The 22,607-nt window shown below is 71.5% G+C and carries 18 protein-coding genes and 1 pseudogene; 7 read left to right on the forward strand and 12 right to left on the reverse strand.

All coding sequences use genetic code 11. The features are described from left to right. Positions 1–21 precede the first annotated feature (21 nt). The gene (locus tag AC5P09_RS05025; RefSeq protein ID WP_493872636.1) at positions 22–1,701 is read right to left on the reverse strand and encodes a PucR family transcriptional regulator; all 1,680 of its coding nucleotides are present in this window, start codon (positions 1,699–1,701) and stop codon (positions 22–24) included. Positions 1,702–1,828: 127 nt separating this feature from the next. Then, complete coding sequence (locus AC5P09_RS05030; RefSeq protein ID WP_493872637.1) at positions 1,829–3,958, reverse strand: ATP-binding protein; 2,130 nt, start codon at positions 3,956–3,958, stop codon at positions 1,829–1,831. 246 nt (positions 3,959–4,204) lie between these two features. On the opposite strand from AC5P09_RS05030, the gene gabT reads away from it, so the two are divergent. Together gabT and AC5P09_RS05040 are read left to right on the forward strand one after the other, a co-directional pair. Next, a complete protein-coding gene (gene gabT, locus AC5P09_RS05035; protein WP_493872638.1) occupies positions 4,205–5,539 on the forward strand; it encodes a 4-aminobutyrate--2-oxoglutarate transaminase in 1,335 nt (444 codons plus the stop codon). A gap of 150 nt (positions 5,540–5,689) precedes the next feature. Beyond that, positions 5,690–6,499, forward strand: a complete 810-nt coding sequence (locus AC5P09_RS05040; RefSeq protein ID WP_493872781.1) for a phosphatase PAP2 family protein — start codon at positions 5,690–5,692, stop codon at positions 6,497–6,499. 84 nt (positions 6,500–6,583) lie between these two features. Here AC5P09_RS05040 and AC5P09_RS05045 read toward each other — a convergent pair. The 7 genes and pseudogenes from AC5P09_RS05045 to AC5P09_RS05075 form a co-directional block, all read right to left on the reverse strand. Then, a pseudogene (locus tag AC5P09_RS05045) lies at positions 6,584–7,048 on the reverse strand (hypothetical protein); the annotation flags it as partial. Positions 7,049–7,172: 124 nt separating this feature from the next. Continuing rightward, entirely contained in the window at positions 7,173–8,591 is a 1,419-nt protein-coding gene (locus AC5P09_RS05050; RefSeq protein WP_493872639.1) for an NAD(P)/FAD-dependent oxidoreductase, read from the reverse strand. A 29-nt stretch (positions 8,592–8,620) separates the two neighbouring features. Next, positions 8,621–9,421 carry an ABC transporter permease gene (locus AC5P09_RS05055; protein ID WP_493872640.1) on the reverse strand — a complete coding sequence of 267 codons (801 nt, stop codon included), beginning with the start codon at positions 9,419–9,421 and terminating at the stop codon, positions 8,621–8,623. Between the two features lies 1 nt (position 9,422). Continuing rightward, positions 9,423–10,352: an ABC transporter permease gene (locus tag AC5P09_RS05060; RefSeq protein ID WP_493872641.1), complete on the reverse strand. Its 930-nt coding sequence runs from the start codon at positions 10,350–10,352 to the stop codon at positions 9,423–9,425. Next, entirely contained in the window at positions 10,352–11,530 is a 1,179-nt protein-coding gene (locus tag AC5P09_RS05065; RefSeq protein WP_493872642.1) for an ABC transporter ATP-binding protein, read from the reverse strand. Before AC5P09_RS05065 ends, AC5P09_RS05060 begins: the two co-directional genes overlap by 1 nt. Continuing rightward, positions 11,527–12,774: a polyamine ABC transporter substrate-binding protein gene (locus AC5P09_RS05070; protein WP_493872643.1), complete on the reverse strand. Its 1,248-nt coding sequence runs from the start codon at positions 12,772–12,774 to the stop codon at positions 11,527–11,529. The genes AC5P09_RS05065 and AC5P09_RS05070 overlap by 4 nt, the downstream gene beginning before the upstream one ends. Before the next feature lie 60 nt (positions 12,775–12,834). After that, entirely contained in the window at positions 12,835–14,370 is a 1,536-nt protein-coding gene (locus AC5P09_RS05075) for a gamma-aminobutyraldehyde dehydrogenase (protein WP_493872644.1), read from the reverse strand. A 217-nt stretch (positions 14,371–14,587) separates the two neighbouring features. Between AC5P09_RS05075 and ybiA the strand changes: the two genes are divergently transcribed. Then, entirely contained in the window at positions 14,588–15,154 is a 567-nt protein-coding gene (gene ybiA, locus AC5P09_RS05080; RefSeq protein ID WP_493872645.1) for a riboflavin biosynthesis intermediates N-glycosidase, read from the forward strand. An 88-nt stretch (positions 15,155–15,242) separates the two neighbouring features. Here the strand turns inward: ybiA and AC5P09_RS05085 are convergent, their stop codons facing one another. Continuing rightward, positions 15,243–16,211 carry a DUF4190 domain-containing protein gene (locus AC5P09_RS05085; protein WP_493872646.1) on the reverse strand — a complete coding sequence of 323 codons (969 nt, stop codon included), beginning with the start codon at positions 16,209–16,211 and terminating at the stop codon, positions 15,243–15,245. A gap of 151 nt (positions 16,212–16,362) precedes the next feature. Between AC5P09_RS05085 and AC5P09_RS05090 the strand changes: the two genes are divergently transcribed. Both AC5P09_RS05090 and AC5P09_RS05095 read left to right on the forward strand, forming a co-directional pair. After that, on the forward strand, positions 16,363–17,424 hold the full coding sequence (locus tag AC5P09_RS05090) for an adenosine deaminase (protein ID WP_493872647.1): 1,062 nt from the start codon (positions 16,363–16,365) through the stop codon (positions 17,422–17,424). Positions 17,425–17,455: 31 nt separating this feature from the next. Continuing rightward, the gene (locus tag AC5P09_RS05095) at positions 17,456–18,142 is read left to right on the forward strand and encodes a glycerophosphodiester phosphodiesterase (RefSeq protein ID WP_493872648.1); all 687 of its coding nucleotides are present in this window, start codon (positions 17,456–17,458) and stop codon (positions 18,140–18,142) included. A 32-nt stretch (positions 18,143–18,174) separates the two neighbouring features. Here AC5P09_RS05095 and AC5P09_RS05100 read toward each other — a convergent pair whose 3' ends face one another. Beyond that, positions 18,175–19,836, reverse strand: coding sequence for an RNA polymerase sigma factor (locus AC5P09_RS05100; protein ID WP_493872649.1), 1,662 nt, complete (start codon positions 19,834–19,836; stop codon positions 18,175–18,177). 311 nt (positions 19,837–20,147) lie between these two features. Between AC5P09_RS05100 and AC5P09_RS05105 the strand changes: the two genes are divergently transcribed. After that, positions 20,148–21,290, forward strand: coding sequence for a serine hydrolase domain-containing protein (locus tag AC5P09_RS05105; protein ID WP_493872782.1), 1,143 nt, complete (start codon positions 20,148–20,150; stop codon positions 21,288–21,290). Here AC5P09_RS05105 and AC5P09_RS05110 read toward each other — a convergent pair. Further along, positions 21,280–21,807: a hypothetical protein gene (locus AC5P09_RS05110; protein ID WP_493872650.1), complete on the reverse strand. Its 528-nt coding sequence runs from the start codon at positions 21,805–21,807 to the stop codon at positions 21,280–21,282. The genes AC5P09_RS05105 and AC5P09_RS05110 overlap by 11 nt on opposite strands. Positions 21,808–21,869: 62 nt before the next feature. Here AC5P09_RS05110 and AC5P09_RS05115 point away from each other — a divergent pair, with 62 nt between their 5' ends. Further along, positions 21,870–22,592: a hypothetical protein gene (locus AC5P09_RS05115; protein ID WP_493872651.1), complete on the forward strand. Its 723-nt coding sequence runs from the start codon at positions 21,870–21,872 to the stop codon at positions 22,590–22,592. The last annotated feature ends 15 nt before the right edge of the window (positions 22,593–22,607 follow it).

Below are 22,607 nucleotides of genomic sequence, written 5' to 3' on the forward strand. Positions count from 1 at the left end.
GCCCGCGCCCGCGCCGGGTACCTACGCCGACGTCGCCTTCAGCGCCAGCCACAGCTCCATCCGCATGTCCGGATCGTCCAGCGAGCGCCCGAGGATCTCCTCGACCCGCCGCATCCGATACCGCAGCGTATGCCGGTGAACGCCCAGGTCCGCGGCCGCCGCATCCCACTGACCGTGCCGGGACAACCACGCCCGGAGCGAGGCCACCAGATCCCCCCGCCCGGTCGCGTCGTGCTCGTACAGCGGCCGCAGCAGACCGTCCGCGAACGCCTTCACCGCATCGTCGGCCAGCAGCGGCAGCACCGACCCCGCCGCCATCTGCTCGTGCTCGACGAACACCCGCCCCCGCCGCCGAGCCACCGACAACGCCTGCTCGGCCTGCTTGTACGCGGCCGCCGCGGCGATCGGCCCGACCGGCGCCGACAGCCCCACGACCAGCTCGTCCTCGTCACCGCCGGCCGCCTGCTCCCGTACCCCCGCCCGCGCCGCCTCCAGCGCCGCCGCGTACTCCCCGCACGCGGCCACCGCGGCACCGCCGTCCGCGGCGAGCACCACCAGCCGCTCGCTCTCGCCGCCCCCGTTCTCCGGCACGACCAGCACGGCCTCGCCGGAGCGGGCCGCCGCCGACTCCACGACCTCGGTGAGCGCGCCCAGCGGATCACCGTTCGTGTCGGCGGCGGCGAGGGTGGCGGCCGTCGGATTGGCGGGCGGCACGCGCGCGTGGTCGTCGGTCTGCACCCGGGCGGCCGACGCGGCGGAGGCCGACTCGGCGACGATCATCCGGAAGGGGGCGTCGAGCAGAGCGCCGTACAGATCCCCGGCGACCGTGCGCGCGTGGTCCGGCTCCCCGGCGAGCAGCATGCGCAGCACCGCCGCGCCGAGCCGCTGTTCGGCCGCGTGCAGGGAGCGTGACCGTTCCGTCGTGAGGGTGAGCAGGGCGATGGCCGAGTGGACGGCGTACCGCTCGGCCGTGCCGAGGGCCGCGGCGGTCCCGACGGCCAGCGCGGCGCGCGGCCGCCGCCCGGTGCCCAGCGAGTGCAGTTCGACCCGGTCCTCGTGCTCGGGGCCGCCGACGACCGACGAGGCGGGCGCGGGCCGGTCCCGCAGCCGCTCGACGTCCGCCGTGAGCCGGGCGGCCCGCCGTACCGCCCACTCCGGCGCGGTGGCGACGACGGCGCCCGAGGCGTCGTAGAGCGCGGCCCACCCGTCGACCTGCGAGGCGAGCGCGCTCAGCAGCCCCTCCGGGCCGTCCGTGAGGGCCTGCTTGGTCAGTTCTCGCTGCGCCGCGAAGCCCGCGGTCACCGCCCGGTACTGGTCGGCGGCGATCTCCGCGGACACCGCCTTGCTGATGGCGAGGAAGGGGGTGCGGCGCGGTACCTCCAGCAGCGGCAGCCCTTCCTGCTCGGCCGCGTCGACGAGCGCCTTGGGGATCTCCTCGTGGTTGACCCCGACGGCGAAACCGAGCCCGACGACCCCCGCGCCGACCAGCCGCTTCACATAGCGCGCCATCGCCTCCGGGTCCTCCGCGTCCAGCTTCAGCGCGGTGACCAGCAGCAGCTCGCCGCCCTCCATGTAGGGCACGGGGTCGGCGAGCTCGCTGACGTGCGCCCAGCGGACCGGCACGTCCAGGCGGTCCTCGCCCGCCCGCACGGTCAGCTTCAGCGCGGAGTGGTGGACGAGCGAGGCGAGCGTGGGGGGCATGAGGCCTTCAGGTGTACGAGACAGGTATGTGTGGCATGTGTGGCTGTCGTGATCTTTGTGATCTTTTGGCCGCTACGTATGAACGGCCTGTGCCGATTCTGCCTCAGCGTACGGTCCCCCCGTCACCTCAACCGCGCAGATCCACCAGCAGCGGCGGCGCGTGCTCGCCCTTCACGTTGGTGAGGGACAGCACCGCGTGCCCCGGCGGCACGCCGTGCGCCAGCTCGGACGCGGACCACCGCTCCCGCTCGACCTGCCGTACGGTCACCGCCCGCGCGGTCGGCGCCTTGCCGGTGATCACCCGCCGCACCGCGTGCAGCACCTTGCCGGCCGGCGTCTCGGCGATGATCTGCCGGTCGGTGACGTCCCGCGCCTCGATCCACTCCTTGCCCCACACCTCGGCGAAGTCCTGCCCGTCCCACGGCGTCAGCCCGGACAGCGCCATCCGGCACCCGGTGGCCCCGAGCAGCGGCCCGCGCAGCGGCCTCGGTACGTCGTCCAGGGTGCGCAGCGTCAGCACGACACCGGCGTTGCCCGACCGCAGCCGCTGAATGCCCCGCACCGCTTCGGGTGTCACCACGCCCGTGGCGTCGTCGAGGATCAGGCAGGCGAACAGCGACCGGTCCTCCCGTACCGCCACGCTCGCCGTGAACTGGGCCAGCACCAGCCGCGCCAGCATCCGCGAGGCGTCGGCGTGCCCGCGCTGCGGCAGGTCGACGCGGACCCGCACGGGATGGTCGAGCGCCTTGAGCGAGAACGGCCGCGACTGTCCGGACGTGTCGAAGAAGCCCGCAAAGGCCGGCCGGTCGAGCAGCGCCACGCGATCCGCGAGTACGCCCCCCACGTCCCCCGGCTGCCCCATCTGCCGCTCCCGCGCGTCCAGTTCGCGCAGCAGCGACTCCTGCCCGGAGTCCTCGAGGCCCTTGCGCAGTGCGGCCAGCGGGGCGGGCGATCCGTCGAGCAGCTGCCGCAGCTCCGGTACGGAGGGGAAGCGTCCGTGGACCGTCCGGAACGGCCCGAGGAGCTGGGCGAGGACGGTGGTGGAGCGGCGGGTGTCCCCGCCCTGGTGCGGCTCGGCGAGATCGCCGACGAGCGCCTCGGCGAGCACCGCCGCCGCCTCGTCCGGGTCCGTCGTCCCGCCGTACAGGTCGAGGTCGTACACCGATTCCGGATTCCCGATCCGTACGACCACGTCGTAGGAGTCGGCCGGGCCGAGCCCGGCGCCCGCCGCGCCGACCACCACGACCGAGGCGCGCCCGGCGAGCGCGTGCAGGCACAGCGACTCGGCGAGCGGGTTCACGACGGTCCCGGTCTTGCCGGAGCCGGGCGGTCCGACGGCGAGGAGCGAGGTGCCGAGCAGCTCGGGGCCGAGGCCGAGGCCGCTGCCGCGGTAGGCGTACGGGTTGCGGGCGTCGTCGGCCGTGGTGCCCAGGCGCACCTGGCCGGTGACCAGGTCGTGGCGGGCGATCCGGGTCGGCAGGTCGCGCTCGCCGGAGGGGTGCGCGCAGGCGGCGGCGCCTTCGCCGAGCACCGCGCCGGTGAAGGTGGCGAGGCTGTGGCGGCCGCTGCGCACGCCCTGCCAGGCGCGGTCGATCCGGGCGAGGTCGACGTCCCGCATCAGCCCGGCCCGGGCCTCGGCGGCGAGCCGCTCGGCGGCGTCGACGGCCCCGGCGGCCCGCAGCTGGGGCCACTCGGCGGGGTCTTCCTGAGGGGCGGGGGTTGCCTGCTCAGGTTCACGGCGCCGGAAACGGGGGGCTACGAAGCGACGCCACACCTCATCCCAGCGGCCGAGCCGACCCACCCCGACCATGATCGCCAGGACGATGAGCAGGGTGTAGCCGTCGTAAAGAAGGAGCCTGACGACACTGCTGTCGCTGTGCAACCAGGCGTCCGGCGCAAGGAGCTGCAACGGCAGGATCCACCAGCCCCCGAGGTAGCCATTCTCCAGCAGCGACCAGATCAGCCAGCCCACCAGGAACGCGATCACCGCCCCACTCAACAACTGCCGCGTCGGGACTTGCTCCGGCTCGACCTCCGGACGGGGCTCGTGCCCGAACCGCCAGACCCCCGGTGCCGCCTCCGGCCGGGGCGTCCGCAGCCACGCGAGGAAGGCCGACCCGTCCGGCCTCGGCGGCACGCCCGGCGTCGGAGCCGCGGTCGGCCGCGGCGGCATCGCCGGGATCCCGGGGGGTCCCGCCGGACGTGGCACAGGGTTCGCATGCGTACCCCGCGCGTCCCGCGTCCCGTCGCTGTCCATCGCCCTCGCCCCTTGACCAGCCGTTCCGTCCACCGTCAGCGAGTCAATCTAACGCCCCCGCCTGGGTAGTTCACCGCTTACGCGGCCGGGCCCGCACCGACCGGGCCGTACATCTCTATGTCCACGGCGGACAAGCCGTATCGGCGAGAACGCCCACATGGAGCATGCCCACCTCCCAGTCCCCGCCCTAGCCTGCGAGAAAAGAGAAGGCAATCGTCGGCAGAGCAGAAACCCCAGGAGCCCCCCATGACCGCACTTCCGCAGGAGCGCCGCGTCGTCACCGCCATCCCCGGCCCGAAGTCGCAGGAGCTGCAGGCCCGCCGTGTCGCCGCGGTCGCGCAGGGAGTGGGCTCCGTGCTGCCCGTGTTCACCGCGCGCGCGGGCGGCGGGATCATCGAGGACGTCGACGGCAACCGTCTGATCGACTTCGGCTCCGGCATCGCGGTCACCTCGGTCGGCGCCTCGGCCGAGGCCGTCGTACGCCGGGCCTCCGCCCAGCTCGCCGACTTCACCCACACCTGTTTCATGGTCACGCCGTACGAGGGGTACGTGGAGGTCGCCGAGGCCCTCGCCGAACTGACCCCGGGCGACCACGCCAAGAAGTCCGCTCTGTTCAACTCCGGCGCCGAGGCCGTCGAGAACGCCGTCAAGATCGCCCGCGCCTACACCAAGCGGCAGGCGGTCGTCGTCTTCGACCACGGCTACCACGGCCGTACCAACCTGACGATGGCGCTGACCGCGAAGAACATGCCGTACAAGCACGGCTTCGGCCCGTTCGCGCCCGAGGTCTACCGGGTCCCGGTGGCCTACGGCTACCGCTGGCCGACCGGCCCGGAGAACGCGGGCCCGGAGGCCGCCGCCCAGGCCATCGACCAGATCACCAAGCAGGTCGGCCCGGACAACGTGGCCGCGATCATCATCGAGCCGGTGCTCGGCGAGGGCGGCTTCATCGAGCCGGCCAAGGGCTTCCTGCCCGCGCTGCGGAAGTTCGCCTCGGACAACGGCATCGTGTTCGTCGCCGACGAGATCCAGTCCGGCTTCTGCCGCACCGGCCAGTGGTTCGCCTGCGAGGACGAGGGCATCGTGCCCGACCTGATCACCACCGCCAAGGGCATCGCGGGCGGTCTGCCGCTCGCCGCCGTCACCGGCCGCGCCGAGATCATGGACGCCGCGCACGCGGGTGGCCTCGGCGGCACCTACGGCGGCAACCCGGTCGCCTGCGCGGGTGCGCTCGGCTCCATCGAGACGATGAAGGAGCTCGACCTCAACGCCCGGGCGAAGGCGATCGAGGCGACGATGAAGGCCCGGCTGTCCGCCATGGCCGAGAAGTTCGACATCATCGGCGACGTCCGCGGCCGCGGCGCGATGATCGCCATCGAGCTGGTCAAGGACCGCGCCACCAAGGAGCCGAACCCGGAGGCGACCGCCGCCCTCGCCAAGGCCTGCCACCAGGAGGGCCTGTTGGTCCTGACCTGTGGCACCTACGGCAACGTGCTGCGCTTCCTGCCCCCGCTGGTCATCGGCGAGGATCTCCTGCGCGAGGGACTCGACATCATCGAGCAGGCTTTCGCGCGCATCTGACGGGTGGGCCGCACAGGTGATTCCGCGAGCGGCAGACCGTGTGAAGAAGGTGTGCGAGGTGGATGGGAGGACTCGATTCCGCCTGTCCTAGCCCCATCGCCTGACGTAGGTTCTAACCAGATGAGAGATACACCCCGCCCACAGGGGACTGTGGGCGACATCAGGCCGGGGCCTCCCCAGCTTCGACCTGGTCGTGCCCTCGCGCACACAACCGGTGCCTCCGGCTCCGGATCTCCTCACCGATCGGACAGTCGCCCGCCCCAAACCCCCCGGGGCGGCCGACCATCCGATCTGATCGGCCGCCCCGGAACCACCCCCCCTGTTCCGGGGCGGCCGACCTCCTTCTTCTTCCTCTTCGGGCTTCCGGCCCTCCTCTTCGCGCTGATCACCTGGCAGGTCGTCGCCGACGGCCCATTGCTGCGCGCGGACGAGCGCGTCAGCCGCGCCCTGGTGCATCCGGACCGCGTCTCCGAACTCCTCGCCGACCTGGGCAACATCCAGGTCGCGGTCCCCGTCCTCGCCGCCGTCCTGGCCTATGTCGCCTGGCGGGGCCGGCGCAGTGGTGCAGACCGCTGGTGGCTCCCGCCCACCGCGGCGGCCCTCCTCATGGCCCTGGTCCCGGCGCTGATCATCCCGCTCAAGGAACTCACGGCCCGCCACGGCACCTCGGTCATGCCGCCGGGGGCCGGCTACTACCCCTCCGGCCACACCGCCACGGCCGCCGTCGCGTACGGCTCCGCGGCCCTGCTCCTCTTCCCGTGGCTGCGCACGGCCTACGCCCGCCGGGAACTCCTCATCGCCTGTGCAGTCGTCAACGTCGGCGTCGGTTTCGGCCTGGTCCGCCGCGGCTACCACTGGCCGCTGGATGTCGTGGCCAGTTGGTGTCTGTGTGCGGTGCTGCTGTCGTCCTTGTGGCTGTTCCTCGGGCGGGGGACGCCCGACGACGAGCCGACGGAGTAGGTAGTAGGTGGACGGAGGCGGCCTTCCGCGTCGGCCGCACGGGCGGCCGACGAGTAGCCGTCCAGTCGGTCTCGTCTGGTCGTGCTCGTCCGTCGCCAGGCCCGCCGCCGCCTCGTGCATCGCCAGTTCGAGGAGTGCCGGGTCGGTGAGGGTGCCGGAGCCGTCCGGGGGCACCAGCCAGCGGACTCCGCCGCCGGTGGCGCGGCCCGGGTACGGCACCACGATCCAGGTGCCGGCGCCCGCGGTACGGATGCCCGTGCCGAGCCAGCGGGCCGCGGTCCCGGGCGGTACGAAGAAGCCCATGCGGGCGTCGCCGAAGTCGACCAGCACCGGTCCCGGCTGGTCGAGGATGCGGGTGAGGACGTCGAGCGTGGGGGAGCCGAGCTCGCCCGGCAGGATCAGTACGTCCCAGGCCTTGCCCGCGGGCAGGAGCGCGACCCCGAGGGGGTTGCGTTCCCACTCCCAGCGGCAGGCCTCCGGATCCGGAGCCACGGATGCGAGCCAGTCGACCGCCGTCTTCGCCCCAGTCGACCGCCGTCTTCGCCCCAGTCATGAGGGGACCTCCCTGTTGTGTCGTGGACGCGAGTCGCGTCACGAGAGAGAGGGAGGTCTCCTGGCAGCATTACGCGGGTTTTCGCCCCTCGTTGGAGTGAACCGGACCACATACGACAGTTCAGCTGTCGAAGCCGAGCCCGAGTCTGTCCATCGTCCGCAGCCACAGGTTGCGCCGCCCGCCGTGCGCGTCCGCCCGTGCCAGCGACCACTTGGTGAGGGCGATGCCCGTCCACGCGAAGGGCTCCGGCGGGAAGGGCAGCGGCTTCTTGCGGACCATTTCCAGCGCCGTGCGCTCCGTGGACTCCCCCGCCAGCAGGTCCAGCATCACGTCGGCGCCGAACCGGGTGGCCCCGACGCCCAGACCCGTGTAGCCCGCCGCGTACGCCACCTTCCCGTGGTGGGCCGTGCCGTAGAACGCCGAGAAGCGCGAGCAGGTGTCGATCGCGCCGCCCCACGCGTGCGTGAAGCGGAGGCCCTCCAGCTGCGGGAAGCAGGTGAAGAAGTGCTCGGCGAGCTTGGCGTACGTCTGAGGGCGGTCGTCGTACTCGGCGCGCACCCGGCCGCCGTACGGGTAGATCGCGTCGTAGCCGCCCCAGAGGATGCGGTTGTCCGCGGACAGGCGGAAGTAGTGGAACTGGTTGGCGCTGTCCCCCAGCCCCTGCCGGTTCTTCCAGCCGATCGACGCCAGTTGGCCGGCGCTCAGCGGTTCGGTCATCAGCGCGTAGTCGTAGACCGGGACCGTGTACGCCCGCACGCGCTTGACCAGGTTCGGGAAGATGTTGGTGCCGAGCGCGACCGTGCGGGCGCGGACCGAGCCGTACGGAGTGCGTACGGCCATCCCGGCGCCGTACGGCTTCAGCGTGAGCGCGGGCGTGTGCTCGTGGACACGGACGCCGAGCCGGACGCAGGCCCGCTTCAGCCCCCAGACCAGCTTGGCCGGGTGGAGCATGGCGACGCCCCGGCGGTCGTGGAGGCCGGCCTGGAAGGTCGGTGAGGCCACCTGTTCCCGGACGGCCTCCCTGTCCAGGAACTCGACGCCGTCGGCGAGACCCTCGCGCTCCATCTGCTCGTACCAGTCGCGCAGTTCCCGCGCCTGGTACGTCTCGGTGGCCACGTCGATCTCGCCGGTGCGCTCGAAGTCGCAGTCGAGGTCGTGCCGGGCGACCGCCTTCTCGATCTCGTCGAGGTTGCGGGCGCCGAGCTCCTGGAGCTTGTGGATCTCGTCCGGCCAGCGGGTCAGGCCGTTGGGCAGGCCGTGGGTGAGGGAGGCGGCGCAGAAGCCGCCGTTGCGGCCCGAGGCGGCCCAGCCCACCTCGCGGCCTTCCAGCAGGACGACATCCCGCTGCGGGTCGCGCTCCTTGGCGAGGAGCGCGGTCCACAGTCCGCTGTAGCCGCCGCCGACGACCAGCAGGTCGCAGGTCTCGGTGCCGGTGAGCGCGGGCTCGGGGTGGGGCTTGCCGGGGTCGTCCAGCCAGTACGGGACCGGCTGGGCGTCGGAAAGGGACGTGGTCCAACGGCTCATGGCGCTTGGGGCCATGATGTCAACTCCCTGCAGGGCTCTTCCGCTCACGCCTTTTGCTTGGTGCGGCGGTTGCCGATGACCATCGAGGTCAGGACGAACAGGACGGCGACCAGGAACATGGCCGTCCCGATGACATTGATCTGAACGGGTGTGCCGCGCTGTGCCGAACCCCAGACGAACATGGGGAAGGTGACGGTCGAGCCCGCGTTGAAATTCGTGATGATGAAATCGTCGAAGGAGAGCGCGAAGGCGAGCAGCGCACCCGCCGCGATTCCGGGAGCCGCGATCGGCAGGGTGACCCGTATGAAGGTCTGGAAAGGGCCCGCATACAGGTCCTGAGCTGCCTGCTCCAGCCTCGGGTCCATGGACATCACGCGCGCCTTGACCGCCGTCACGACGAAGCTGAGGCAGAACATGATGTGGGCGATGAGGATCGTCCAGAAGCCCAGCTGCGCACCCATGTTGAGGAACAGGGTGAGCAGCGAGGCCGCCATGACGACCTCGGGCATCGCCATCGGCAGAAAGATCAGCGAGTTGACGGCACCCCGCGCCCGGAAGCGGTAGCGGACCAGCGCGAAGGCGATCGCCGTACCGAGGGCGGTCGCGCCGAGCGTCGCCCAGAAGGCGATCTGGAGGCTGAGTGACAGCGAGCCGCACAGGTCGGAGACCCCGCACGGGTCCTTCCAGGCGTCCGTGGAGAACTGCTGCCATTCGTAGTTGAAGCGCCCCTTCGGTTTGTTGAAGGAGAACACCGTGACAACGACGTTCGGCAGGAGGAGATATCCGAGCGTCAAAAGTCCCGCGATGACGACGAAATGGCGCTTGAGCCAGTTGACGAAGGTCATTTTAAACCAGATCCTCCGTGCCGGACTTGCGGATGTAGACCGTGACCATCACGAGAATCCCGGCCATGAGGATGAAGGAGAGTGCCGCGGCCGTCGGGTAGTCGAGGATCCGCAGGAACTGGCTCTGGATGACGTTTCCGACCATGCGGGTGTCCGTGGAGCCAAGCAAATCCGCGTTGACGTAGTCGCCGGCCGCTGGGATGAAGGTCAGCAGCGTGCCGGAGACCACGCCCGGCATCGACAGCGGGAAGGTGACCCTGCGGAAGGTCGTGAACGGCTTGGCGTACAGGTCGCCCGCCGCCTCGTGGAGGCGTCCGTCGATGCGCTCCAGCGAGCTGTACAGCGGCAGGATCATGAACGGCAGGAAGTTGTACGTCAGACCGCAGACGACCGCGAGCGGCGTGGCCAGCACGCGGTCGCCGGAGGTCCAGCCGAGCCAGCTCGTGACGTCCAGGACGTGCAGCGTGTTGAGGGCGCCGACGACCGGGCCGCCGTCCGCGAGGATCGTCTTCCAGGCGAGCGTACGGATCAGGAAGCTGGTGAAGAACGGCGCGATCACCAGGATCATGATCAGGTTCCGCCAGCGGCCCGCGCGGAAGGCGATGAGGTAGGCCAGCGGGTAGCCGAGGAGGAGGCACAGGACGGTCGCGGCGGCCGCGTAGGCGATCGAGCGCAGGAACTGCGGCCAGTACTCGGACAGGGCGTCCCAGTAGGTGGCGAAGTGCCAGGTGACCTTGTAGCCCTCCTCCAGGGAGCCCGTCTGCACGGACGTGGAGGCCTGGTAGACCATCGGCAGCGCGAAGAAGGCCAGCAGCCAGAGGATGCCGGGCAGCAGCAGCCAGTACGGCACAAGGCGGCCGCGTCTGCGCGGGGGCTTCTTCTCGGGTGCCGTCGGAGACAGAGGCGGGGGCGCCTCGGTGAGGGTCGACATCAGAGCGCCGCCTCTTCCTGGACACCGGCGTCGCCCATTTTTCCAGCAGATACAGCCTGGGCCGCGTCCAGGCCGAAGGTGTGGGCCGGGCTCCAGTGCAGGACGACCTCGGCGCCGGGCACGAGCCGGGCGTCGCGGTCGATGTTCTGGGCGTACACCTCGAACTCCGGGCAGACCGGGCTGTCGACGACGTACTGCGTGGAGACGCCGATGAAGCTGGAGTTGGCGATCCTTCCGGTGATGTGGTTGCGGCCGACCGGGATCTCGCCCGCGTCGTCGGCGTGCGTGAGGGAGATCTTCTCCGGGCGGACGCCGACCAGCACCTTGCCGCCGGTCTGTGTCGGGGCGGAACAGCGCGCCTCGGGGAGCACCAGCTTGCCGCCGCCCGCCCTGAGGACGATCTCGTCGCCGCTCTTGGAGTCGACCTCGGCCTCGATCAGGTTGGAGGTGCCGAGGAAGTTGGCGACGAAGGTGGTGTTCGGGTTCTCGTAGAGGTCGGTGGGCGAGCCGAGCTGTTCGACGCGGCCCGCGTTCATCACGGCGACGGTGTCGGCCATGGTCATGGCCTCCTCCTGGTCGTGCGTGACGTGCACGAAGGTGATGCCGACCTCGGTCTGGATGCGCTTGAGCTCCAGCTGCATCTGGCGGCGCAGCTTGAGGTCGAGGGCGCCGAGGGGCTCGTCCAGGAGGAGCACCTTGGGGTGGTTGATCAGGGCGCGGGCGACCGCGACGCGCTGCTGCTGGCCGCCGGAGAGCTGGTGCGGCTTCTTGCGGGCCTGCTCGCCGAGCTGGACGAGGTCCAGCATCTCCTCGACCTGTTTCTTCACCGACTTGATGCCGCGCCGGCGCAGGCCGAAGGCGACGTTCTCGAAGATGTCGAGGTGCGGGAAGAGGGCGTAGGACTGGAAGACCGTGTTCACCGGCCGCTTGTAGGGCGGGAGGTGGGTGACTTCCTGGTCGCCGAGGAAGACGGTGCCGGAGGAAGGTTCCTCCAGGCCGGCGATCATGCGCAGGGTGGTGGTCTTGCCGCAGCCGGAGGCGCCGAGCAGGGCGAAGAAGGAGCCCTGCGGCACGGTCAGGTCGAGCGGGTGTACGGCGGTGAAGGAGCCGTAGGTCTTGCTGATGCCCGAGAGGCGGACATCGCCCGTGGTGTCGGTCTTGTTCGTCATGGTGGTCACGCCCCAGTCAGCTTCGCGAACTTCTCTTCGAACTCGGTCTCTTCCTTCGAGCTCAGCGAGCGGAAGGCGTGGGACTTGGCGGCCATGGCCTGGTCGGGGATGATCAGCGGGTTGTTCGCCGCATCCGCGTCGATCTTCTCCAGCTCGGCTTTGACTCCGTCGACGGGACACACGTAGTTGATGTACGCGGCGAGTTCGGCGGCCGGCTTCGGCTCGTAGTAGTAGTCGATGAGCCGTTCGGCGTTCGTCTTGTGACGCGCCTTGTTGGGGACCAGCAGGTTGTCGGTCGACGTCATGTAACCGCTGTCCGGGATCAGGAAGTCGATGTCGGGGCTGTCCGCCTTCAGCTGGACGACGTCACCGGCCCAGGCGATGCAGGCGGCGAAGTCGCCGCTGGTCAGGTCGGAGGTGTAGTCGTTGCCGGTGAAGCGGCGGATCTGGCCCTTGTCGACGGCCTTCTGGAGGCGGGCGATGACCGCGTCGTAGTCGTCGGCGGTGAAGTTCGCCGGGTCCTTGCCCATGTCGAGCAGGGTCATGCCGATGCTGTCGCGCATCTCCGACAGGAAGCCGACGCGTCCCTTCAGCTTGGGGTTGTCGAGCAGGTCGGAGACCGACTTCACCTCGACGCCGTCCAGCGCCTTCTTGTTGTAGGCGATGACCGTGGAGATGCCCTGCCAGACGTACGAGTAGGCGCGGCCGGGGTCCCAGTCGGGGTCGCGGAACTGCGCCGACAGGTTCGCGTAGGCGTGCGGGAGGTTCGACGGGTCGAGTTTCTGGACCCAGCCCAGGCGGATGAGGCGGGCGGCCAGCCAGTCGGTGAGGACGATGATGTCGCGGCCGGTGTCCTGGCCTGCGGCGAGCTGCGGCTTGATCTTGCCGAAGAACTCGTTGTTGTCGTTGATGTCCTCGGTGTACTTGACCTTGATGCCGGTCCGCTTGGTGAACGCCTCCAGCGTCGGGTGGTGCTTGCCGCTGTCGTCGACGTCCATGTACTCGGTCCAGTTGGAGAAGTTGACGGTCTTCTCCTTCGCCGAGTGGTCGTCGGCGGAGACCCCGCCCTGCGTCTTGCCCGCCGCGGGGATGCCGCAGGCGCTCAGCGCGCCCATTCCGCCGACCGCGAGCGCGCCGCCCGCGGAGGCGCGCAGCAGTGAGCGGCGGGTGAGGGCGGCCCTGCCGTTCCTGAAGCTGCGCCGCATGGCGGCCACCTGGGCCGGGGACAGGCGGTCGGGCTCGTACTGCTCCATGCGCGTGGTGCCCTTTCGGGAGGATGGTGGGCGGCCGCGGGTCAGGCGGCCCGAATACGGCTATCGGTCCCCGAAGATCGTGCGGTGCCAGTCCTTGCGCGGCACCGCCGTGTTGTCGAACATGACGTGCTTGATCTGGGTGTACTCCTCGAACGAGTACGCGGACATGTCCTTGCCGAAGCCGGACGCCTTGTATCCGCCGTGGGGCATCTCGCTGATGATCGGGATGTGGTCGTTGACCCACACACAGCCCGCCTTGATCTCGCGGGTGGCGCGGTTCGCCCGGTAGACATCGCGGCTCCAGGCGGAGGCGGCGAGCCCGTACGGGGTGTCGTTGGCCAGCCCGATCCCCTCGTCGTCGCTGTCGAAGGGCAGGACCACGAGCACCGGACCGAAGAGCTCGGACTGGACGATCTCGCTGTCCTGGGCGGCGTCCGCGACCAGGGTGGGGCGATAGTACGCACCGTTCTTGAGATCCCCCTGAGGAGCCTCGCCGCCGGTCACCACGCGCGCGTAGGCACGCGCCCGGTCGACGAAACCGGCCACCCGGTCGCGCTGGACGTGCGAGATCAGCGGTCCGAGATCGGTGCCCGGCGCGAACGGGTCGCCCAGCCGGACGGTCTCCATGAGGGCGGCCGTCCGCTCGACGAACGCCTCGTAGAGGGGCCGCTGCACGTACGCGCGCGTGGCGGCCGTGCAGTCCTGCCCGGTGTTGATGAGCGCGCCCGCGACCGCGCCGTGGACGGCCGCCTCCAGGTCGGCGTCGTCGAAGACCACGAAGGGCGCCTTGCCGCCGAGCTCCAGGTGGAGGCGCTTGACGGTCGCGGTGGCGACCTCGGCGACCCGCTTGCCGACCGCGGTGGAGCCGGTGAAGGAGGTCATGGCCACGTCCGGGTGGCCGACGAGGTGCTCGCCGGCCTCCTTTCCGGTGCCGCTGACGATGTTGATCACGCCGTCCGGGATACCGGCGTCGGTGGCGGCCTGGGCGAAGAGGAGCGAGGTGAGCGGGGTGAGCTCGGCGGGCTTGAGGACGATCGTGTTGCCCGCGGCGATCGCCGGGAGGATCTTCCAGGCGGCCATCTGGAGGGGGTAGTTCCAGGGCGCGATGGAGCCGACGACGCCGATGGGTTCACGGCGTACGTACGAGGTGTGGTCGCCGGAGTACTCGCCGGCCGACTGCCCCTGGAGGTGGCGGGCGGCACCGGCGAAGAAGGCGGTGTTGTCGAGGGTGCCCGGGACGTCGAACTCGCGGGTCAGCTTGAGCGGCTTGCCGCACTGGAGGGACTCGGCGCGGGCGAAGTCCTCCGCGCGCTCGGCGAGCACGGCGGCGAAGCGGTGCAGGGCGTCGGAGCGCTCGCCCGGGGTGACCGAGGACCAGCCCGGGAAGGCCGCGCGGGCGGCGGCGACGGCCGCGTCCACGTCGGCGGCGCCCGCCAGCTCGTACGTGTACACCTCCTCGCCGGTCGACGGGTCGACGACGGCGTGCGTACGGCCGGAGGTGCCCTTGGTCAGGCGCCCCGCGATGAACTGCGCGCCGTCCGCGAAGCGGTCCTGGGCCGGGAATCGTTCCGGGGTGGCATTGCCCGGGTTGTGCATGTCGCTCTCGCTCTCCTCCGCCGTCGCCCCGCGTTTGTCGAATGCGGGTGGCGTAGCTCCAGCTCGATTTGAGTGCCGATCCTGACAGAGCTATGGGCACCCAACAAGTGATTCCGTTGTTGCCTTTTGGTTACGCGACGGAATCTGTCGACCAGGTGTCGAGTCGGCGCGGAAAAGGGAGGACGGAGTGTCAGTGGTGGCTGCCAGACTCGGGTGCATGGAGAGAACCACGGGGGAGATCACTTCCTGGGAGGCCCTGACCAGCGAAGTCCGTTCTGGGGCGAAGGTGAAGTACCTGCACTTCTGGGGGCACCGGCCGCGCCCGGACGGACAGGTGGGCGCGAGCTGCCTGAGTCAGTGGTGGCCGTCGCCGTTCACCGTGGACGGCGTGGCGTACCGGACGGCCGAGCACTGGATGATGGCGTCCAAGGCGCGCCTCTTCGGTGACCCGGAGGCCGAGCGCGCCGCTGTCGAGGCGCGGAGCCCGGCCCAGGCCAAGAAGGCGGGGCGGCTCGTGCGCGGCTTCGACGACGCCGTATGGGAGCGCGAGCGGTACGGGATCGTGGTGGAGGGCAGCGTCCACAAGTTCGCCGCGCACGCCGATCTGCGGGAGTTCCTGCTGGGCACCGGGAACCGGGTGCTGGTCGAGGCCAGCCCCGTGGACCGCATCTGGGGCATCGGGCTCGCGGCGGACGACGAGCGGGCCGGGAACCCGGAGCTGTGGCGGGGGCCGAACCTGCTGGGGTTCGCGTTGATGGAGGCGCGGGGGCGGTTGCTGGGGTAGGGCGTACCGGGTGCGCCCGGCGATCGGGTGCGCCCGGTGATCGGGCGCACCCTTTGAAAAGCGCACCCGGTCTCCCCCTCGGTCGGCCCTACGACATGAAGACCAGCAAGGCGATCATCCCGACGGCCAGGGCCAGACCCACCGAGCCGCAGATGATCCCGGCCAGGGCCTGGCCCGCGTTCGTGGCCTCGCCCCGCCGCGCCTTCTGCCGGGCGAGCACCCCCAGAACCACCGCCACGATCCCGCCGATGATGGCGATCGGCCACATGCAGAAACCGACGGCCGAGATGATGCCGACGATCAGCGCGGCCGTGCCCATCCCGTTGTTCGGCGCGGGCGCCATGCCGGGCCAGCCGTAGTAGGCGCCGGGGCCCTGGGAGTGCGGGGCGTGGGAGCCGTAGCCGGGTCCGGGCGGGGCCGGGTAGCCGTAGCCGCCTGGGTAGCCGTACGGGGCCTGGCCCGGGCCGCCGGGGGCGATGGGCGGCGGGGGCACCTGCTCCTGCCCGTACGGCGCGGCCGGGTAGGGGGCGATGGGGGCCGGGGGCGCGAAGGCGCCCGCCGGGCCGGGGTTCGCGGGTGCCGCGGCGTTCGGCGGGGCGAAGGGGTTGGCCTCGCCGTTCGGCTGGGCGGACGGCGTGAAGGGCGAGGACCAGGGCTGAGGTGCCTCGGGACCGCCGGCGGGGGCCTTGCCGCCGAAGGGCGGGACGGCATCGGCCGGAGCGGTGCCGCCCTGGGACGGCGTGGCACCGTGCGGCGGCGTACCGCCCACGCCCGGCATCGACGTGACCGTCTGCTGGTCGTGCACGGAGGAGGACGGTGGGGAGGTCGGCGGCAGCACGGACTCCGCGTCGGCAACGGTCGCACCGGGGCCGGGCAGAGAGTCCTGCGGCGCCGTCGGCCACGGCTCGGACCCCGACTCGGGCCGGTCGGATCCCTGGTCGCCCGGCGCCGCCCACGGGTCGCGGGGAGCGTCGACGGGCTCACCGGCCCCACGCGTCGGCGTCGGCCCGGGAGCGGCGTTTCCCTGCGCTTCCGGCGTCTGCGCGTCGTCGGACATGCGCGGGCCCCCCTCTGTCGAACGTTCCGTCATGCTAAGGCCCGGGACCGTCCGGCGTGACCCCGGCCTACGATGATCCCCGAGTCACCGATCAGCCGATCACCGCGTCCCGCCGCACACCGGCCGGGGACGCCGTTCCCGGGGAGGAACCTTGACCGACCACCTCATCGAGCCCCGTGTCCCGCGCGACCTGCACGCCTTCATCGCGTCGCTGCCGAAGGCCGAACTGCATGTGCACCATGTGGGCTCCGCCTCCCCGCGGATCGTCTCGGAACTGGCCGCCCGCCACCCCGACTCCATGGTGCCGACCGATCCCGAGGCCCTGGTCGACTACTTCACGTTCACGGACTTCGCCCACTTCATCAAGGTGTACCTGTCGGTCGTCGACCTGATCCGCACCCCGGAGGACGTCCGGCTGCTGACGTACGAGGTGGCCCGGGACCTGGCCCGGCAGCAGGTGCGCTACGCCGAGCTGACCATCACGCCGTTCTCCTCGACCCGGCGCGGTATCGACGAGGGCGCCTTCATGGACGCGATCGAGGACGCCCGCAAGGCGGCCGAGGCGGACTTCGGGACCGTACTGCGCTGGTGCTTCGACATTCCCGGCGAGGCCGGTCTCGAGGCCGCCGAGGAGACGACGCGGCTGGCCACCGACGACCGGGTGCGTCCTCAGGGGCTGGTGTCCTTCGGGCTCGGCGGGCCCGAAATAGGCGTATCGCGGCCGCAGTTCAAGCCGTACTTCGACCGGGCGATCGCCGCGGGCCTGCGGTCGGTGCCGCACGCCGGCGAGACCACCGGGCCCGAGACGGTGTGGGACGCGCTGAACCACCTGCGCGCCGAGCGCATCGGACACGGCACCAGTTCCGCGCAGGACGAGAAGCTCCTCGCCCACCTCGCCGAGCACCGGATCGCCCTGGAGGTGTGCCCGACCTCCAACATCGCCACCCGCGCGGTCCGCACCCTCGACGAGCACCCGATCAAGGAGTTCGTGAAGGCCGGCGTCCTGGTCACCATCAACTCCGACGACCCGCCGATGTTCGGCACCGATCTCAACAACGAGTACGCGGTCGCCGCCCGGCTGTTGGACCTCGACGAGCGGGGTCTGGCCGACCTGGCCAAGAGCGCGGTGGAGGTGTCCTTCCTCGACACGGCCGGCAAGGCCCGCATCAAGGAAGAGATCGACACCTACACCTCGGCCTGGCTCGCCCTCTGACGACGACCATGTCGACCACCACAATGGGCGCATGCAGAAGCTGACCGCCGTGGCGCACCGCGGCGACCCCTACCGCGTCCGTGAGAACACCATCGACTCGCTGCGTTCCGCGCTCCGCTTGGGCGCGGACGCGGTCGAGATCGACGTACGGCTCACCCGGGACGGCGTGCCCGTGCTGCTGCACGACGAGACGCTGAAGCGGCTGTGGGAGCACGACCGCCCGCTGCTGTCGCTGTCGTCGGACGAGGTGTGCGGGCTCACCGGCGACGAGGTGCCGACGCTGGCCCGGGCGCTCGCCGCGACCGGCGACAGCCGGGTGATGCTCGACCTGCCGCGTACCTCCGACGTGCGGGTGGCGCGCCGGGTGGTGGACGTCGTGCGCGAGTGCGGGGCCGAGGAGCGCGTGTACTACTGCGCGGACGCCACGGCCATGCTCGCCGTGCGCGCCGCCGATCCGGCCGCCGAGATCGCGCTGACCTGGACGACACTGGCGCCGCCGCGGCCCGCGCTGCTGGCCGCGGTCCGGCCGCGCTGGCTCAACTACCGCTTCGCGCTCGTCGACCGCGCCCTCGCCGAGCGCGTCCACACCGACGGCTACCTGCTCTCCGTCTGGACCCCCGACACCCGCCGCTCGATGCGCCGCCTCATCGACATCGGCGTCGACTCGATCACCACCAACCGCGTCGACATCCTGTGCGCCCTGCGGGACGGCGTCTGACGTCGCGGGAGCGCCACCGGCACGTCGGAGCGCTACACGCGCGACTCCTGAGGGACGGTCGCGGGGTCGGCCGGCGTCGCGCGGGTGACGTACTGCGGCACCGGGGCGTCGTCCTCGCCGGTGTCACGGACCAGGCCGTAGCGGATCGCGCCCTCGGGAGGGCCGGCCGTGATGTCCTCGGTCACCTTGTCCCAGGTGGTCGGGAAGACGGTCAGGCCGTAGGACGCGCCGCGCTCGTTCTGGTTGAGGGTGACGGTGCCGTCGACGTAGAAGTACTCGTTCTGCCACATCTGCTGGGTGCCGTCGGGCAGGACCGTGTAGCCGATGTCCGGGCCGCCCATGCCGGTGACGTAGCCACGGTCGGAACCGTCCCCGATGACGTCGTCCATACGACGGCCGCCACCGGAGGCGACGTGGAAGATCCTGCCCTTCAGACCGGTCCAGGTCGGCATGGTCAGCCCGCCGGGCCGGTCGTGCGGCGCGATCTGCCAGCGCACCAGGACATAGCCCTGCCCGCTGAGCGTCACGCTCTCGCCGCGGTGCTGCATCACGGCCTGCCGTCCGCCGGTGCTGGTGATCCCGGACTCGGGCCGGTGCGGCAGCGCCGCGGGCTTCGCGTTCGGGTCGGGCGCCCGGTCGACGGCGTCGACGACGGTGCCGTACAGGTCGGTCTTCTTCGTCACCGACGGCGAGGGGGACGGGGTGGCCGAAGCGGGCGGCGGCGGGGCGGAGGTGGCCGCCGGGGCGGAGCTGGTGACGGCCGCGCGCGGTGGCGGGACGGGCTCCGGGGGCTGCGTGACGACGTACGCGCCGCCCGCGACGATGGTCGCGCCCGCCGTCATGGCGACGGCCGGCTTGGTGAGCGCGCCCAGCACCTTGGCGGACCAGCCGACGGACGTGCCGGCGAAGGTGGCCGCGGCCGCCGTCTTGCCGCCGAAGGCCAGCGAGAGGGTGAAGCCGACGGGGATCGGGACGAGCGCGATCCCGACGAGCAGGCGCTCCGCCGGTACGACGGGCTCGCGGGCGTCGCCGCAGTAGCCGCAGCCCCGCAGGTGCCGGGCCAGCCGCTTGCGCCAGACCGAGTCGGGGCGGCCGTTCCAGCGGGCGGTCAGCTCGCGCAGGTCCGGGCAGGCGCCGTCGAGAGCGCGCACGATGCCGCGCGAGGTCTCCAGGCGCTCCTTCATCCGCTGGACGCGCACGGCCGCGTGCTGCCTGCTGATGCCGACGGCCGCGGCGAGCTCGCGCCGGGTGAGTTCGCCCGCGACCTCCAGCCACCACAGGGACAGCAGCTGGCGGTCCTCGTCGTCGAGCCAGCGCACCGCTTCCGCGACCTCGCGCCGCTGCCCCTCCAACTGGAGCCGCAGCACGGTCAGTTCGGCGAAGTCGGCGGCGTCCTGCGGTGCCGACTCGTCCAGCCGGTCGGTGGTCCTGCGGCGGGCCCGGTCCCGGATCTGCCGCATGGCGATCGCCACCAGCCAGGACCGGAAGCTGTCCGGGTCGCGCAGCGAGCCGAGGTTGTCGACGGCCCGCAGCATCGTCTCCTGGACGACGTCGTCGACGTCGGCGTGACCGTTCAGGGCCCGGCCGACGATGTTGTACACCAGCGGCAGCCAGCCCGCGACGAGCTCGTCCAGCGCCTGCCGGTCGCCGGCCTGGGCGGCGGCGATGGTGGAGCGCCAGTGCTGGGTGTCCACGGGGCCCTTTCGGTGGCGATGACTCAGGTGGCTCAAGTGTCGGCTGAGGTCAGTGGTCTTCTGCACGCACCCTCTCAGGCAGTCCGGGGCTGGTGGCTATGTCCGGGATCACAGTGCGGAGACGGTGTGAAGGCGGCGGGGATAACAGTTTTTCGGCGCCCTTAGGGGGCGCCCCTGACAACCCCCTTGCCGGGAACGGGAGTTACTAGGGGTTCCACCAGGGTCGGGTGCCCTCCTCGCCGACGATCCGGGGATCGCCGTACGCGCAGAAGATGATCAGCAACACATATGTCGACCTCTGGAGCAGACGCATGCGCGCCCGCCGCCGTACGACCGTCCTCGCCGCCTCCCTCGTCCTCGCCCTGGGGGCCGTCCCCCTGGCCGCCCCCGCGTTCGCCGCGTCCGGACCGGCCGCAGCGCACGCCACCACGACCGGCCCCGACACCGAGGCCCTGGAGGCCGCGATCGCGGGCCTCCCGGACCAGGACGCCACCGCGGCCCTCGTGCGGGTGGGCGGCAAGGGGAGCTGGCGCGGGACGGCCGGGGTGCGCGACCTGAGAACCGGGGCGCCCGCGCTGGAGAAGGCGCGGTTCCGGGCCGGTTCGACGACGAAGATCGTGACCGCGGCGCTCGCGCTGCAACTCGCGGCCGAGGGCCGGATCTCCCTGGACGGGACGGTCCAGCAGTACCTGCCCGGCCTGCTCACCGAGGACTTCGCGCCAATCACCGTCCGGCAGCTGCTGAACTTCACGAGCGGCCTGCAGCCCGGGGCGTCCCTCGGCGACAGCACCGAGGAGATGTACCCGCACCGCTTCGAGACGCTGACGCCCGAGGAGGTCGTGGCCGCGTCGGTCGCCAAGGGCCCGAACCCGGACCACGCACCCGGCGAGCGGCAGTTCTACAGCAACATCCACTACACCGTGCTCGGCATGCTGATCGAGAAGGTCACCGGCGACTCGTACGCCCACCAGGCGGCCGTACGGCTCTTCCGCCCGCTCGGCATGCGGCACACCTCGTTCCCCGACGGCCCCGACCCCCGCATCCACGGACCGCACAACCGCGGATACGACTGGATCGACGGCAAGCTGGTCGACGTGACCGACTGGAACATGTCCGACCGCTGGGCGGCCGGGGACATGATCTCGACGAACGCGGACCTGGAACGGCTGCTGGTGGGCGTGTTCCGCGGGCGGGTCGTGCCCGAGCCGCAGCTGAAGGAGATGTTCGCGGTGCCGGACGTGCCGGACGCCACGATGGGCGCGCCGTTCCTGCCGTTCGAGCTGAACGGCCGGACCGTCTGGGCGAAGACAGGATCCCGCCCCGGCTACCACACGGTCGTCGCGGCCACCCGCGACCTGTCCCGGACCGTGGTCTACTCCGTCAACTCGACCGACGCACGGGGCGACGGCGAGGCCATCGCCCGGCGCTTCGCCTTCCCCGCGTTCAACCGCTGACGACGGCAGGGGCTGGAGGCGCTGCGGTCAGCGCCTCCAGCCGCTTGATCCTCTTCCGTACGACGTACAGCGGGATCACCCCGAAGACCCCGAACGCCATGTCGATCACGCTCCACCAGAAGGGGATCCCGCGGATCGGCCCGCAGATCAGCGCGAGCGGGACGATCCCGGCGCAGGCGATCATCCCGAACTCGACGACCCAGATGTTGCGGACCGGGTCGCGGTAGGGGCCGTAGAAGGCGACCGCGATGATGAGGTGCGCGAAGGCCAGCCAGTCCATGCCGTACAGCACGAAGGGGTACTCGGCGTCGACGACGTCGAGCCCCTGCCGGACCCGCTCGATCCAGTCCATGAGCCCGGGCAGGTACTCCGGCACGGACAGCGCCCGCAACAGGTCCTCGGTCCAGCGCAGTTCGTGGACCAGGGGAAAGGCCGTGGCGCCGCTGAGCACCAGGCAGACGACGAAGAGGACCAACCACGCGCGGATGCCCTTGAGCAGGGCGGCTCTGTCGTTCATGGCAGCAGCGTACGCATTAATTGAACACGTTCAAAATCTGACTCCCATGGTGTACGCAAGGTTTGCCAGCCCGGCACGCCATCTACTACCGGGTGAACGCCCGCAACCGGGTCTGGCTGGTCCGCCGCCGGCTGCCCCTCGCGCTGATTCCACGAGATCGGCAGCAGCCTGTGGTGGCCGCCTGGGCGGGGGCCGCGGTCAGGGCCATGCCGGTGGTGGCGGCTGTGCCGAGGGCCAGGCCGTGGACGATCCAGTCCCTGCCCGGCGGGGCGCCGAGCGTGGCCCAGGTGTGGCTGGGGCCGCGGCTGGCACGGCCGAACTTGCGGGCCGTCGGCGGACGCGTCGGCCTGCTGCTCGCCACCATCGATGGTCCAGCAGGTGCCGAGGCCACGGCCCGCCGCCCGGGCTGCGCCGCCGCCCCCGGAGTGATCTACGGTCCGGCGCTGCTCGTGGACGGGGCGGAGGTCTCGCCGGGCTGTGAGGTGGGAGCCGGCGTCGGCGCGACGGAGGGGGCGGACGTGCCGGCCGGAGCGGAGGGGCTGGGGGTCGCGCCCCTCTCGGTAGGAGGGAGGCCGCTGGGAACAGCGGTCGCCGACGGGGTGGGCGGGACCGAAGGACTGCTCGCGGGCGGCGGGGCGAGGGGGACCGAGGGGGTCGCGGGTGCCTCCTGCGTGGCCAGGCGGAACGGCAGCGCGGCGAGGGCGGCGACCGCGCACGCCACGCCCACCCCCGCCGCGGCGCGCAGCAGGCGGCGGCGGCCGGCCCGGCGGCGGATCGCCTCGTAGCGGCCGGCGGGTGGG

It is taken from the genome of Streptomyces sp. a15, from assembly GCF_059026085.1.

Bases quoted from the DNA above. Each gene is read 5' to 3' on its own strand.
- AC5P09_RS05070 (WP_493872643.1), bottom strand. From the start codon at position 12,774: ATGGAGCAGTACGAGCCCGACCGCCTGTCCCCGGCCCAGGTGGCCGCC.
- AC5P09_RS05030 (WP_493872637.1), bottom strand. From the start codon at position 3,958: ATGGACAGCGACGGGACGCGGGACGCGCGGGGTACGCATGCGAACCCT.
- AC5P09_RS05110 (WP_493872650.1), bottom strand. From the start codon at position 21,807: ATGAACGACAGAGCCGCCCTGCTCAAGGGCATCCGCGCGTGGTTGGTC.
- ybiA (WP_493872645.1), top strand. From the start codon at position 14,588: ATGGAGAGAACCACGGGGGAGATCACTTCCTGGGAGGCCCTGACCAGC.
- AC5P09_RS05025 (WP_493872636.1), bottom strand. From the start codon at position 1,701: ATGCCCCCCACGCTCGCCTCGCTCGTCCACCACTCCGCGCTGAAGCTG.
- AC5P09_RS05050 (WP_493872639.1), bottom strand. From the start codon at position 8,591: ATGGCCCCAAGCGCCATGAGCCGTTGGACCACGTCCCTTTCCGACGCC.
- AC5P09_RS05085 (WP_493872646.1), bottom strand. From the start codon at position 16,211: ATGTCCGACGACGCGCAGACGCCGGAAGCGCAGGGAAACGCCGCTCCC.
- AC5P09_RS05055 (WP_493872640.1), bottom strand. From the start codon at position 9,421: ATGACCTTCGTCAACTGGCTCAAGCGCCATTTCGTCGTCATCGCGGGA.
- AC5P09_RS05060 (WP_493872641.1), bottom strand. From the start codon at position 10,352: ATGTCGACCCTCACCGAGGCGCCCCCGCCTCTGTCTCCGACGGCACCC.
- gabT (WP_493872638.1), top strand. From the start codon at position 4,205: ATGACCGCACTTCCGCAGGAGCGCCGCGTCGTCACCGCCATCCCCGGC.
- AC5P09_RS05075 (WP_493872644.1), bottom strand. From the start codon at position 14,370: ATGCACAACCCGGGCAATGCCACCCCGGAACGATTCCCGGCCCAGGAC.
- AC5P09_RS05095 (WP_493872648.1), top strand. From the start codon at position 17,456: ATGCAGAAGCTGACCGCCGTGGCGCACCGCGGCGACCCCTACCGCGTC.
- AC5P09_RS05105 (WP_493872782.1), top strand. From the start codon at position 20,148: ATGCGCGCCCGCCGCCGTACGACCGTCCTCGCCGCCTCCCTCGTCCTC.